The following is a 14,768-nucleotide window of genomic DNA, read 5'->3' as shown; positions in this document are numbered from 1 at the left end:
CTTCGCTATCTTCTGCCCCTGGGGCTGCTTTTTTTTGACGATTGCTGGAACCGTTTTCGTGAGCGGGACGGGTTTTTTTCAGTTTTTCCGGTTTTTTTTCCGGATCTTGATTTCGGGTCCGATTCAGCGCTTTTTCGGGTACCTTTTGGGGTATCAAAACCAACGGTTTTGCCGGCAGGTGTTTGCACCCGCAGTTTTGAAGCGTTCCTGTCGCTGACCATTTTTTTTATGGCCTTGTCTGCCTTTTTTTCGCTGGCCGGGTTGTTGGGGCGGTATAGAACAAAATCCGGGACGGCGCCATCCATTGTAAAACCATCAACGGTTTCCCTGGGGATTTTTTGTTTGAGCAGTTTTTCAATGGCTTTCAGATGGGTATTTTCCCCGGGACTGACCAGGGAGACGGCAATGCCGCTGACACCGGCCCGGCCGGTGCGGCCGATCCGGTGAATATAGTCCTCGGGCACCCGGGGGATATCATAGTTGACCACATAGGGCAGATTGCTGATGTCAAGCCCCCTGGCCGCCACATCCGTTGCCACCAGGGTTTGGATGTCACCATTTTTGAATTCTTTGAGGGTCCGTGTCCTGAAAGACTGGCTCTTGTTCCCGTGCAGGGCAGCCGCACTGATGCCTTGTGCTGCCAGTTTTTCCGTGAGCTTGTTTGCCCCGTGTTTTGTGCGGACAAAGACCAGGATCTGGGTCCATCGTCCCTGGGTGATCAAATGGATGAGCAGGGCACGCTTGTTTGATTGGTCCACCAGGTGTACTTTCTGGATCACCGATTCTGCTGCGGTATTGCTGGGGGTCACCTCGATGTATTCCGGTTCCTTCAGCATGATCTTGGCAAGATTCCGGATCTGTTGGGTGTAGGTGGCGGAAAACATCATGGTCCTGCGTTCCGCTGGAATGAGCCCAAGGATCTCGGAGATTTCCTCACTGAATCCCAGGTCCAGCATTCTGTCGGCTTCATCAAACACCAGAAATTCTATCTGGGACAGATTCAGGTCCCTGTGTTCGGCAAGATCCAGAAGGCGGCCCGGTGTGGCCACAAGGATATCAATGCCCCGTCTCAATCGATCCACCTGGGGCGTTATGTTGACCCCGCCGTAAACCACAGTGCATCGAAGGGAAACCCGCCTTGCATAGGCCTTGATGCTCTCGCCCACCTGAAGCGCCAGTTCCCGTGTTGGCGTCAGAATCAGGGCCCGGGGGTGTCGCCTGTTACCCTTCTGCAGGCTCAGGATTTCAACCAGGGGCAGGGCAAACGCGTCGGTTTTGCCCGTTCCTGTCTGGGCCCGGGCAAGGACATCCCGTCCGGCAAGAATAGCCGGAATGACCCGGGTCTGAATGGGGGTGGGGGCAGTGTACCCCTTGGATGTAACGGCTTTCAGCAGTTCGACCCTTAGGCCTAATTCATCAAATGACATATAATATCCTGAATCTCTGGTTATAATTTTACGGTTTGGCCGTCCGGTGCAATTGGTTGGTGGTGAAGATCAACCGCACCAAAGTGCTATACCATTATTCCTCATGGAGGTCCGTGTTAAAACAATGACCTAGTGCGCATCATTCACCCGGACCACTACCTTCCCGAAATTTTGACCGTCTAAAATACCCATAAACGCTTCTGGTGCCGCCTCTAATGTTTCAACGATCTGTTCACGGTATTTTATCTGTCCTGTGCTGAGCCAGTGAGACATTTGTTCGGCAAATTCATCATAGCGGTGACCATAGTCATCAAAAATAATGAATCCCTGGACCTTGATGCGTTTGACCAGGATATTGGCCATGAGAACGGATACTCGATCCGGCCCCTCGGGAAGCTGGGTGGCATTGTACCGGGAAACAAGTCCGCAAACCGGAACCCTGGCTCGTATGTTGAGCCGGGGCAGAACCGCATCAAAGACCTTGCCCCCCACACTTTCAAAATAGATATCAATGCCTTTGGGGCATGCCTCCTTGAGCTGCCGGTAAAAATCCGGGGACTTGTGGTCCAGGCATTCGTCAAACCCGAGAACCGTTTTTGCGTGGTGGCATTTTTCTTCACCGCCGGCCACACCGATCACCCGGCATCCTTTCAGTTTGCCGATTTGTCCCACCGTGGCACCGACAGGTCCGGTGGCTGCAGCCACAACCAGGGTTTCCCCCTGTTGGGGCAGGCCAATTTCCAACAATCCCATATAGGCTGTAAATCCAGGCATTCCCAATATTCCCAGTGCATAGGAAGGATTTTGGGGAGACGTCCCTAACGGGGTCAGATCAGATCCGTCAGAAAGGGCATAGTCCTGCCAGCCGCTATAGGCGAGAACCCATTCGCCCGTCTTGTAATCCGGATGCCGGGAGGCCTCAACCTGGCAGACGGTGGCACCCACCATGACGTCATTGATCTCCACTGCGGGTGCATAAGAGGGGGCTGTGCTCATCCGTCCCCGCATGTAGGGGTCCAGGGATAGAAAAATGGTGCGCAACAGGACTTGTCCCTGTTCAGGCGAAGGGATAGCGGTGGTCTCTAAACGAAAGTTTTCCTGGGTTGGAGCGCCCACAGGGCGTGAAGCAAGCACAAAACGGCGGTTTGTTTTTTCAATATTTTCCATGATGTTTCCTCATGTTTATTAGCGGGTCAATACGTGATATCCAAACAAATAATATCCCAGATTATAACCTTGATATAGGATTAATCAAGGTCCGGGGTCAACAGGCAGCAATTCTTATTAAGGGGTATGATCTTGGGTTTCAGGGGTTTCGGCCAAAAGGGATCTGGAGCTTTTTCATTTTTTTTCTCAAGGTGGATGGATGTATATTCAGTGCTTTTGCAGCGCCCTTTTCGCCTTCCACCCGCCCGTTGCACTGCGCCATGACCTGTTGGATATGGCCGGATATCACCGCATTGAGGTCAAGACAGGGATCCCCATCATGGGGCTTTCCCAACGGATGGGTGGAGGGCGAAAAGGGTTGATGTCCGCCGATTCCCTGGAAAAAAAGCACGCTTTCCCGGTCAAGGATCAGGGACCGTTCCACGGCATTTTCAAGCTCCCGGATGTTTCCGGGCCAGTGGTAGGTCATCAGGCGGGGCAGGGCTTCGGGTGAGGGGACGGGAACAATGGCCCGTTTCATTTCTTTGGATTTTTTCAGGATAAAATGCTGCAACAGATCCGGAATATCTTTTTTCCGGTCTTTTAAAGCGGGAAGGGTGATGGGAAAAACCCTGAGCCTGAAAAAAAGATCTGCCCGGAATCTGTTTTCTGCCATCATCTGTTCAAGGTCTTGATGGGTGGCGGCGATGATCCTGATATTGACCCGGATGGTTTTGCTACCGCCCACCCGGTCAATTTCTTTTTCCTGCAACACCCGTAACAGTCTCACCTGGGCTTCGGCCGGCAACTCCCCGATTTCATCTAAAAACAGGGTACCGCCGCTGGCCCGTTCGATGCGCCCCCTTTTCTGGGAAACCGCACCGGTAAACGCCCCTTTTTCATATCCAAACAGTTCACTGTCCAGAAGGGATGGCGGGATGGCACCGCAGTTGACCCGGATAAACGGCCCATCCTTTCTCAACGATAGATTGTGAATGGTGTTGGCAATCACCTCTTTGCCGGTACCGGTTTCCCCCAGCAGCAATACCGGGCTTTCCAGGGGGGCCACCTGGCGAACCATCTGCATCACATTTTTGAGTCCGGACTGGGCGCCAACGACCTTTTCGCCGGAAAGCTTGTTGAGCTCCTCCTGGAGATACCGGTTGTCATCGGCCAGTATCTCTTTGAGATTCTTTAGTTCCCGGAATCGCAGGCTATTGGTCAGAGCAATGGCACAGGGTTTGTTTAAAAGGTTTAACAGCCGTGCATGGTCGCTTTTAAACGGTTCTTTTCCATTGTTAAACACTGAAAAAACACCCAGCAGGGTTTTTTCCAGTACAAGGTCCATGACCACGGCCGACAGATGTGAGGCATCCAGTCGTTCCGCCACCGGACCCGTAACCGGGTCGTCCCCCAGTCGCTGGATGAGCCGGACGCGCATGGATCGCTGATCTTCAACCTGTTTACGGCCTTTTTTCGATAAGGTGGTCTTGAAAGCGGTGGCGGTATAAGACTCCAGCGTTGCATGGGCCACGGTTTCCACAATGCCGGCATCCCGGTGATACACATGAAGGCCCAGCTGTCCTGCCGGGATGAATTTTTGGATGTACAACAGGCATTGGTGCAATGCCTTCTCAATTTCAAGACTGCTGCAGATTTTCAAGGTTGCTTCCTTGAAAAAATCTTTTTCATCAAATGTCATGGTGCCTCCGGATTTGCTGTGCTATGGGCCAGTTTAATTCAAATCCGGCAAATAGAACAGTAAAATCTTTTCCATGGGAAAGTTTTTATTGTTCTAAAATTCTAAATTACTGTTTTTATAACTAATTTTAAGACGGCATGATTTATGCTTTATTATTTGATATAAAACAAAGTATAAGGAGAGCATCAATGGAAATCAGGAAAATAACCGTTTTGGGCGCCGGTATCATGGGTGCCGGCATTGCCCAGACAGCAGCCCAGGCAGGATTTGATGTCGCGATAAGGGATGTGGAAGACCGGCTGGTTGAAAATGGCATGGCCACCATCCAGGGAAACCTTAACCGGGCCGTATCCAAAGGGAAATTAACCGAGGCATCCGCAACAGAAATCATGGGCCGTATTCACGGCTTCACGGATTTGAACGCGGCGGCCCAGGATGCAGACATGGTCATTGAGGCCATTATTGAACGTATGGACATTAAAAAGCAGGTCTACCAGGAGCTGGACAATATCTGCAATAAAGAGGCCATCTTTGCTTCCAATACGTCCAGCCTGTCCATCACGGAGATCGCAAGCGTTACCAAACGATCAGACAAGGTGATCGGGATGCATTTTTTCAATCCCGTTCCCGTAATGCAGCTGGTTGAATTGATCAAGGGATTTGCCACCTCTGATGAAACCTTTGAACGGTCCAATGCCTTTGTTGAAACCATCAAGAAAACCCCCATTAAAGTCAAGGAAGCCCCGGGGTTTGCCGTGAACCGCATTCTCTGCCCCATGATCAACGAGGCCATTTTTGTCCTTGCCGAAGGCATTGCATCGGCCGAGGATATTGACCAGGGAATGGTCCTGGGGGCCAACCATCCCATCGGTCCCCTTGCCCTGGCCGACCTGGTGGGGCTGGATACCATTCTCTTTGTCCTGGAAGGATTCCATAAAGAACTGGGAGAGGACAAATACCGGCCGGCACCATTGCTCAGGAAAATGGTACGGGCCGGTTTTTTGGGCAGGAAGAGCGGAAAAGGGTTTTACGACTATACAAAATAATTTACTTCACCCTAACATTATCGGTTAAACGGAGCGTACTATGGCACAGCAGGTTGCAGACAGAAGGGACATTGAGTTTGTCCTTCACGAACAATTAAACGTGGAAGAATTGAGCAAATTTGAACCATTTGCAGAATTTAACAAAAAAACCATTGACCTTGTGGTATCGGAAGCCCGGAATCTGGCCATCAAGGAATTGCTTCCCTGCCTCAAGGAAGGTGATGAACAGGGCTGTACATTTGAAAACGGACAAGTGAGCGTACCCCCGGCTTTTCACAAGCCTTATGAACTGTTCAGGCAGGGCGAATGGATCGCCATGTCTGACAACCCGCAATGGGGAGGGCAGGGCATGCCGGCCGTGGTGGCACTGGCAGCCAACAATTATTTTAACGGGGCCAATTTCCCCTTTATGCTCCACAATATCCTTTCCCACGGGGCGGGTAAACTGGTGGAACGCTTTGGCACGGACCAGCAGAAACAGCTTTTTCTTGAAAAAATGTATACGGGTGTATGGGGCGGTTCCATGCTCTTGACAGAACCCGAAGCCGGTTCGGATGTGGGGGCACTGACCACAAAGGCCGTAAAAAATGAAGATGGGACTTACACCATCACCGGCAACAAGATTTTTATTTCCAGCGGGGAAAATGACCTTGTGGAAAATATTATCCACCCGGTGCTGGCAAGAATTGAAGGTGCCCCCCCGGGCACTGCCGGAATTTCTCTGTTTCTGGTCCCCAAAGTCTGGGTTCATGCGGACGGCAGCCTGGGGGAATCAAATGATGTGGCCTGTACCGGTATTGAAGAAAAAATGGGCATCCACGGCAGTCCCACCTGTTCCATGGCCCTGGGCAGCAAAGGCCTTTGCCGGGGCACCCTGCTGGGCAAAGCGAACAAGGGCATGAGCGCCATGTTCGTCATGATGAACGAGGCCCGTCTCCACGTTGGCATGCAGGGGTTTGCCTGTGCCTCCACCTCCTATATTAATGCCTTGAACTATGCCCGGACACGGGTCCAGGGAAAGCGTCTCACCGCCGGGAAAGACAGCCCCGATGTTCCCATTATCCAGCATCCGGACATCCGACGCATCCTGTTGACCATGAAATCCTATTCCGAAGGCATGCGAAGCATCCTGTTTTATGTCGGGCTGCTGGAAGACAGGATAACGGTCAGTAAAGATGATGCGGAAAGGACAAGATGCCAGGGGTTGATCGATGTCCTCATTCCCCTAGCCAAAGGGTATATTACGGACAGGGCCTTTGAAATGTGCAGCCAGGGTGTCCAGGTGTTCGGGGGATATGGATTTACCAGGGAATACCCCCAGGAGCAACTGCTCCGGGACTGCAAGATCACCCAGATCTATGAAGGCACCAACGGGATCCAGGCCATGGATCTGCTGGGCAGAAAACTCGGGCTGAACAATGGCCGGGCCTTTAAAGACCTTTTGGGGGAAATTAAAAAAACCATTCAAACGGCCACAGGCAGTCAGGCCCTTACCCCCCTGGCTGCAAGTCTTGACCAAACCCTTGCCGAATTAACAGCAGTGGCTGAACATCTTGCCGAAGCCATGGGGTCTGGAGATATCCTGGATGCCTTTGCCCAGGCCCATCCTTTTATGGACGTCACCGGCGATACGATCATGGCATGGATGCTGCTCTGGCGGGCCGTGGTGGCGGCGCAAAAGCTTAGGGGCGCCCCTAAAAAGAAGGATCTGGATTTTTATGAGGGTCAGATCGGCAGTGCCCGGTTTTTTATCACTTCTGTGCTGCCGGTCACCCGGGGAAAGATGGCGGCGATCCAGTCAGGAGATGCTGTTGTGAACCAGATGTCGGATGCGGCCTTTGGTGCAAAATAGACGCCCGGGAAAAAATGTAATAAAGACAACCATAATAACTGCCATGCCCTGACGGGCACAACAACGGATTAAGGATAACATCATGAAAGAAATTGTCATTGTTTCTGCCTGCAGGACCGCCATTGGAACCTTTGGTGGAACATTAAAAGATATGAACGGGGCATCCATTGCTGCCGTTACCATGAAAGAAGCCGTAAAGAGAGCCGGGATTGAACCCAGTCTCATTGATGATGTCAGATACGGGTGCTGCGTGGAACATCATGACACCCTCAATGTAGCCAGGGTGGGGGCCCTCATGGCGGGTATTCCGGATACGGTGCCGGCTGTCACCATAAACCGGGTCTGTATTTCCGGCATGGAGGCCGTTCTTTCCGGGGCTGCCATGATCCAGACCGGCATGACGGATGTCGTCCTTGCCGGGGGGGTGGAGCACATGTCCGGCGTGCCCTATTCGGTTCCCAACGCCAGGTGGGGATGCCGCCTCCAGGACCAGCAGTTTGTGGATGCCATGATCCATGCCCTTCACTGCGGGTCCCATCTGCTTCCCCTGACCGATGAATCGCCTTTGGATACCACCCAGGCACCGGCCCGTTATTTTTTGGGAAAACCCTATATCATGGGGCATACCGCTGAATTTATTGCCCAACTCCTGGATATTTCAAGACAGGAAATGGATGAGGTGGCCCTGCGGAGCCATAACAATACGGAACGGGCAACAACGGATGGATCATTTAAAGAGGAGATTGTCCCCATCAGCGTTCCCCAGCGCAAGAAGGATCCCTTTATCTTTGATCGGGATGAACATTTCCGGCCCGGCATTACCATGGAAAAACTGGCCAGCCTGCCACCGGCATTTATTCCCAAAACCGGAAAGGTGACGGCCGGCAATGCCAGCGGTCTGAATGACGGGTCTTCGGCCATGATCATCATGTCGGCGGACAAGGCAACGGAACTGGGACTGACCCCCATTGCCAAAATCAAAGCCATGGGCATGGGGGCCTGTTCTCCGGACCTCATGGGGCTTTCCCCTGTACCGGCCGTGAAACAGCTCCTGACCAAAAGCGGCCTGGCCATTAACGATTTTGAACTGGTGGAGGTCAACGAGGCCTTTGCCGCACAATATATCGGGTGTGAAAGAGAATTGGGCCTGAACCGGGACATCACCAATGTCAATGGGTCCGGTATTGGCCTGGGCCATCCGGTGGGGTCCACGGGCAGCCGCATCATGGTCACCTTGATGCATGCCATGAAAAAAAGGGGCAACACCCTGGGGCTTGCCACTCTCTGCGGGGGCGGCGGTGTGTCCATGGCCTGCGCCCTTGAAATGCTGTAGTCCCCTCATGCTGTCTGTCCAGGGCAGAACCATATTGTTTTGCTTGATAGTTTTGCCCTGGGAGGGACGGTCTATGACCATTGACGATGTGTCATCAATGCCGTTTAAATTCTGCCGGCTAGGGATGCCATGAAAAAAGCGGTGTTGTTTTTCAGAAACCTGCCCATTCGATCCAAATTGCTGGGGGGGTATACCCTGATCTTTATCCTGTCCACCTTGCTGGGTGGGGCTGTCATATACTTCCAGGTCCGGTCAACCATTGAATCCAATATTGAAAGTGAACTGACAAATTCAACCATGACCATCCTGAATATGGTTAGGATTGCGGCAGATACGTCCATTAAAAATCACCTTCAGGCGGTGGCGGAAAAAAATAGGGAGATTGTTCAGCAAATATACAGGGATTATCAGACCGGTCTCATCACCCGGGAACAGGCCAAAGACTGGTGCAGAAAAATCCTGTTCAGCCAGACCATTGGGAAAACAGGGTATATTTTTTGTGCCAGCACAAACGGGATTGCCATTGAACACCCCAATCCCGGCGTAGTAGGGAAGAATTTCATGGATCACGGTTTTGTAAAGCAGATGATCCAAATGAAACAGGGGTATCTTGAATATGACTGGCAAAATCCCGAAGACACACAAAAACGACCCAAGGCCATGTACATGACCTATTTTGAACCCTGGGACTGGATTATTGCCGTGTCATCATATCGTGAAGAGTTTAAGCAGCTGATTGAAATTTCAGACTTTCACAACAGCATTTCAAGCCTGAAATTCGGGAAAACCGGGTATGCCTATATCAATGACAGCAACGGCAACCTGATTATCCATCCGTTTCTATCCGGTAACTATTATGATGCAACAGATAAAGACGGCCTTTATTTTGTCAGAGATATCTGTACCCGGAAAAATGGGAAAATGGTTTATTCATGGAAGACTCCGGGAGAAACCACTGAAAGGGCTAAACTGGTGATCTTTAATTATATTCCCGAGTATGACTGGATCGTAGTATCCGCCAGTTACCTGGATGAGATCTACGCTCCGCTCACAACCATCCGGAACATCATTTTTTCCATTGTCTTCATTATCATCTGTCTGGTTTTTGCAACTTCCCTGTGGATTAACGGCACGGTCATCAAACCGTTAAAAACACTGATGAACCAATTGGAACGGGGGGCTTCACAAGATTTGTCCATACGGATGCCGGTACGGTCAACAGATGAAATCGGACAGCTGGCACGTTATTTCAACAAGTTCATGGATCAGCTCGATAGTTACAGTTCAAATCTGAAGTCCGAAATCCAGGAACATAAGAAAAGTGAACGCGCCTTGCGCTTTTCCGAAGAAATGTTTTCCAAGGCGTTCAGAAGCAGTCCCAGTGGCATGTTCATCGCTGCCATAAAGGACACACGGATTATAAATGTCAATGACAGTTTCCTGAAAATTACCGGATACAGCCTGTTTGAACTGATCGGCAAAGAACTGATGTCTTTCCGGTTCTTTTACACGCCATCTGAAGGCAGAAAAATATTAAAAAAAATCCATGAAAAACATCAGCTGGAACCGTTGGAGATTAAATTTTTAAATTCAGCCGGGGAAAAACGCATCGGTGTGATCTCTGTGGAAACGGTTACCGTCTGGGGTGAACACTGCCTGCTGGTTGTCATGGAAGACATAACCGAATCCAGGCAGCTTGAAAGGGAGATTATCAATATCAGTGAAAAAGAACGGCAGAAGATTGCCATGGAACTCCATGATGACCTGTGTCCACAGCTAATCGGGATCGAAGTGCTGACAAAGATCCTGAAGGAAAAACTTGACACCAGGTCCCTGGCCGAAGCCCGGAATGCCGACAGAATAAGGACCCTGATTCTGGACAGCATCCACAAGACAAGACAGCTTTCAAGGGGATTGTTCCCCATCAACCTGTCCGACCACGGGCTTGGCACATCCCTTGAAGCGCTGGCAGCCCATGTCCGGGATCTGTTCGATATTTCCTGCACGCTGACCTGTGATTTTTCCCAGCCTGTCAAGGACAACACCCTGGCCACCCACATGTATTATATTGCCCATGAAGCCGTGCATAATGCGGTAAAGCATGCCCATGCCGAAAACATTGCCATCACCTTGACCCATAACAATGGCAAACTCACATTAACGATTCAAGATGACGGCCACGGGATACTTGACCAGAAAGAAACCAGTGGCATGGGAATGAAACTGATGAAATATCGTGCTGCCAGAATCGGGGCTGCCCTGGATATTTCCAGTCCCCCAAGTGGCGGCATTCTTGTCGTGCTTGAAAGTGAGGATGAATGATGTCAAAAAAGATACGAATTGTGATCGTGGAAGATCATCCCATTTTCAGGATGGGAATGAAAGAACTCCTGGAGCAGGAAAAAGATATGGTGGTGTGCGGTGATGCAGAAGATGTCACCGGTGCGTTTGATATTATCAACGAACAGATGCCGGATCTGGTTATCGTGGATTTATCTTTAAAAGAGAGCAATGGTATTGAACTGGTAAAAGAAATCCATCATCAGTATCACCCCATGTCATCTCTTGTCCTTTCCATGCACGATGAATCCCTGCATGCCGAACGGTGCATCAAGGCAGGCGCCAAAGGGTATATCATGAAGCAGGAAGCCTCTGAATCCGTTGTAAAAGCCATCCGGCAGATCATGTCCGGCAATATTTATGTCAGCCCCAGGGTCATGAGCACCCTGCTCAACAAATTCCAGAGCCGGCCGGACCGGTCCCATGAATCCCCTTTAAAATGCCTGACCGACAGGGAACTTGAAATTTTCCAGCACATCGGCCAGGGGCTGCCGTCAAAAGAGATTGCCCTTCAATTGAATATCAGCGTTAAAACTGTGGGTACCTACCGGGAGAGAATCAAGGAAAAGCTTTCCTTGCGACACGGCGGAGAACTGGTGAGAAATGCCGTGATCTGGTTCGAGACAGGACTCTATACTCCTTAACCCCCATCATACAGATGTCTGAACCTGATCCATGAACGAAATGAACCAGGAGAGAAAATATTTATCGTGGAAAATAGATCGACCAAAACAGAGTGAAGGACTGGGAGAATATTTTTTTCTGCTGTGACAGGATTGACAAATATGTTTGAAAAATTATCTGCAATGCATGACTAAAACATGGAAAAAAGATTGCTGAAGTTGTAAAACACTCACCAGGCGGAGTAAATTTTTTGTGGTAAGGAGGTCATTATGAAATGTGAAAGATGTGGAGACGTAGTTAAAGAGCAGGAGAATTGTTCATGAAGTTTTTTTTCGAGCCCAGGGGAATTGCCGTTGTAGGCGCCACAACCAGTAAAGAAAAAGGTGGCAATATTATTGTTTCAAATCTTAAAAAAGGGTATACCGGTCCGGTTTATCCGGTTAACCCCCGTTATGAGGAAATTGAAGGCTTTGCCTGTTATCCTTCTGTTGCGGATGTCCCGGACCCGGTGGACCTTGCGATTGTCTTTGTCGGAGCCCACATGGTACCCCAGGTGATTGAAACCTGTGCAAAAAGAGGTATCCCCGGTGTCATGATCCAGTCGGCCGGCTTTTCGGAAATCGGAACCCAGGGGAAAGCATTGCAGCAGGAAGCAAAACAGATTGCCGACAGGACCGGAATCCGGTTGTGGGGGCCCAACTGCATGGGCCTGGTTGATGCGAAACGCAGGTTCGTCTTTTCCACGGTAACAACCAGCATCTGGGAAACAGGACTACCCTTGGGAAACGTTTCTCTTATTGCCCAGAGCGGCATGCTTGCAGGCGCTTTCCTTATCGACCTCATGTCCCATGGGACCATGGGAATTTCCAAAGTCTGTTCCATAGGAAACAAGATGGATGTGGACGAAAATGACCTCTTGGCATATTTAATTGATGATCCGGATACAAATGCCATAGGGTTATATCTTGAGTCATTTACCGACTGCCGGCGGTTCATGGCATTATCCCGGGGTACCACAAAACCCATCGTGATCCTGAATGGGGGAAAAACGACCAGCGGGGCAAGTGCGGCATTAAGCCATACGGCCAGTCTTTCGGCCAACGGCGTCATCGTAAGCGGTGCCATGGCTCAGGCCGGCATTATACAGGCCAGGGGGTTCTACCAGCTGACCGATTATAGTAAAACCCTGGCCCTGTATCCGGAAATATCACCCAAACGCCGGAATCGCTTGGCTGTTCTTACCTACACCGGTGCCGCAGGGATTGTTTCGGCGGATATTATGGATGGCCACGACCTTGTATTATCCAAACTCAATTCTACCACCCTGGATGAGTTGAAAACCGTTTTCCCGGAATGGATGCCGCCGTCAAATCCCGTGGACATGTGGCCGGGAATCATCCTTAATGGTTCAAAAAAGGCCTACCAAAAGGCCATGGAAGCTGTTTGTGCCGATCCAGGCGTTGATGCTGTTTTCACCCATTGTTTTGCGGGAGGGTTTAGCCTTGAGATTGATTTTGAGATGATGGCCCAAATGGCAAAAAAGGCCGGCAAACCGCTAATCTGTTGGATATCAGGTGAACGTGAACGCGTTCATGAATTTCAATTATCAGCACAAAGTCTCGGTATCCCAGTATTCAGGGAAATCATGAGGGCTGTGGAATGTATTGGCATTCTTTTAAATCGACCTTTGGTGAATGAAGTCAATGACCCGTCAGGCAAAGCGGAAGAGATCAGCAGAACGACTGCCGATGGCCGTTTTGATATCCTGGAGTCCGGAGACGGCCAGCTGGATGAATGTTTATCCAAACAGGTGCTTGCTGGGTGCGGGATTCCAATTGTAGAGGAAAAACAGGTCGCTTCTTTGGATGAAGCGTTGCAGATCGCAAACACTTTTGGGTTTCCCCTGGTTGCCAAGGGGATACTTCCTGGTGTCGCCCACAAGACAGAGTCAAACCTGGTGCACCTGGGCATCGTATCTGAAGACGGTCTCAAACTGGCAATCGAAAACCTTCAACAAACCATGCAGGGTCGTGGCAGTATCCTTATCCAGAAACAGATACAGGGAAAAATTGAACTGGTGGCCGGATTTGTGAGAGACCCCCAATTGGGCCCCTGCATCATGTGCGGTCTTGGCGGGATATTTGCGGAGGCGATCAATGACACGGCTTTTGCCCTGGCCCCATTGACCATGAATGATGCTTTGAATATGATTTCCCGGCTGAAATGCCAGCTTGTTCTGGACGGGTATCGGGGACTTGATCCAGTGGATAAAAATGCCCTGGCCCATATCCTTGTATCCCTGGGCAATTTGGGATGTGCCTATTCCGGCATTCAGGAAATCGACATCAATCCTTTAATCATTGACAAAGGTCAGCCCATTGCTGTGGACGCTCTGGTGGTATTATTTAATGAACAACCGGATTCAAATAGTTAGTGCCTGAGCGGAAACCCGTGTTTGGACGAAAAGTTGCCCATATGCAAGGCCCAAGAAACTCTGAAACCGGAGTGTACTACTGTACATGAGGATTTCAGAGTTTTGCAGCAACGCAGCAGATGAGTGAGTTTTCGTTCAAACACGGGTTAGTGTGAAAATGCTGCTCATACTATAAACACCACTAGTGGGCCTGTTTAAAAGTTAAAAACTGCTTATACTCTACACATGAAATTTTACAATAAATACATCCTGCCGAAACTGATCAATTGTGTCTGTTCTCAGAATGATATTGGAAGGATACGCAGACAATTCGTGCCCATGGCCAAAGGAATAACCCTGGAAATTGGTATGGGATCAGGACTCAACCTGCCTTTTTATGATCCGTCCAAAATAGATCTGGTGATGGGATTGGAACCCATGACGCCACTGAGGAAACTGGCTGAGAAGAAAGCCCTTGAACTTCCTTTTGAAATCGATTTCATCGGATTGTCCGGTGAAGAAATTCCTTTGGAGAATCATTCCGTTGATACGGTACTGGTAACATACACCTTATGTTCCATCCCGGATGTTTTTAAAGCCTTAAATGAAATGAAACGGGTGTTAAAATCCAGCGGTAAATTGATTTTTTGTGAACACGGCAAATCACCGGATGACCATATTGTCAAATGGCAGAACAGGCTGAATCTGCCCTGGACAAAAATCAGCGGGGGGTGCCATTTAAACCGGCACATCCCCGAACTGATAAAAAAAAGCGGTTTCAAAATTGTGGCCCTTGATACCGGCTATAGCAGCCCGCTGAAATTGCTAAGCTTCAACTACAAAGGGATCGCCGTCCCGGAGTAATCGGTCTGAAACTGATTTTGC

At 50.0% G+C, this 14,768-nt stretch carries 10 protein-coding genes; 7 read left to right on the top strand and 3 right to left on the bottom strand.

The annotated features are described in order from the left end of the window. Positions 1–5: 5 nt before the first annotated feature. The 3 genes from Q1Q15_RS13205 to Q1Q15_RS13195 form a co-directional block, all read right to left on the bottom strand. Positions 6–1,427: a DEAD/DEAH box helicase gene (locus tag Q1Q15_RS13205; RefSeq protein WP_300460643.1), complete on the bottom strand. Its 1,422-nt coding sequence runs from the start codon at positions 1,425–1,427 to the stop codon at positions 6–8. A 129-nt stretch (positions 1,428–1,556) separates the two neighbouring features. Further along, entirely contained in the window at positions 1,557–2,594 is a 1,038-nt protein-coding gene (locus Q1Q15_RS13200) for an NADP-dependent oxidoreductase (protein WP_300460641.1), read from the bottom strand. A gap of 139 nt (positions 2,595–2,733) precedes the next feature. Continuing rightward, positions 2,734–4,275, bottom strand: coding sequence for a sigma 54-interacting transcriptional regulator (locus Q1Q15_RS13195; RefSeq protein WP_300460637.1), 1,542 nt, complete (start codon positions 4,273–4,275; stop codon positions 2,734–2,736). Positions 4,276–4,463: 188 nt separating this feature from the next. Here Q1Q15_RS13195 and Q1Q15_RS13190 point away from each other — a divergent pair, with 188 nt between their 5' ends. The 7 genes from Q1Q15_RS13190 (at position 4,464) to Q1Q15_RS13160 (ending at position 14,747) form a co-directional block, all read left to right on the top strand. Further along, positions 4,464–5,321, top strand: coding sequence for a 3-hydroxybutyryl-CoA dehydrogenase (locus tag Q1Q15_RS13190; protein ID WP_300460634.1), 858 nt, complete (start codon positions 4,464–4,466; stop codon positions 5,319–5,321). 40 nt (positions 5,322–5,361) lie between these two features. Continuing rightward, positions 5,362–7,173: an acyl-CoA dehydrogenase gene (locus tag Q1Q15_RS13185; protein WP_300460631.1), complete on the top strand. Its 1,812-nt coding sequence runs from the start codon at positions 5,362–5,364 to the stop codon at positions 7,171–7,173. A gap of 82 nt (positions 7,174–7,255) precedes the next feature. Then, complete coding sequence (locus Q1Q15_RS13180) at positions 7,256–8,506, top strand: acetyl-CoA C-acyltransferase (RefSeq protein ID WP_300460628.1); 1,251 nt, start codon at positions 7,256–7,258, stop codon at positions 8,504–8,506. Positions 8,507–8,635: 129 nt separating this feature from the next. After that, positions 8,636–10,828, top strand: coding sequence for a cache domain-containing protein (locus Q1Q15_RS13175; protein WP_300460626.1), 2,193 nt, complete (start codon positions 8,636–8,638; stop codon positions 10,826–10,828). Continuing rightward, the gene (locus tag Q1Q15_RS13170; protein ID WP_300460623.1) at positions 10,825–11,490 is read left to right on the top strand and encodes a response regulator transcription factor; all 666 of its coding nucleotides are present in this window, start codon (positions 10,825–10,827) and stop codon (positions 11,488–11,490) included. Before Q1Q15_RS13175 ends, Q1Q15_RS13170 begins: the two co-directional genes overlap by 4 nt. A 299-nt stretch (positions 11,491–11,789) precedes the next feature. After that, positions 11,790–13,904, top strand: a complete 2,115-nt coding sequence (locus Q1Q15_RS13165; protein ID WP_300460621.1) for an acetate--CoA ligase family protein — start codon at positions 11,790–11,792, stop codon at positions 13,902–13,904. 225 nt (positions 13,905–14,129) lie between these two features. Next, on the top strand, positions 14,130–14,747 hold the full coding sequence (locus Q1Q15_RS13160) for a class I SAM-dependent methyltransferase (RefSeq protein WP_300460619.1): 618 nt from the start codon (positions 14,130–14,132) through the stop codon (positions 14,745–14,747). The last annotated feature ends 21 nt before the right edge of the window (positions 14,748–14,768 follow it).

Origin of the sequence: Desulfobacula sp. (assembly GCF_030145145.1) — a bacterium.
GTDB lineage: Bacteria > Desulfobacterota > Desulfobacteria > Desulfobacterales > Desulfobacteraceae > Desulfobacula.
This window is presented reverse-complemented; position numbering and strand designations above follow the sequence as displayed.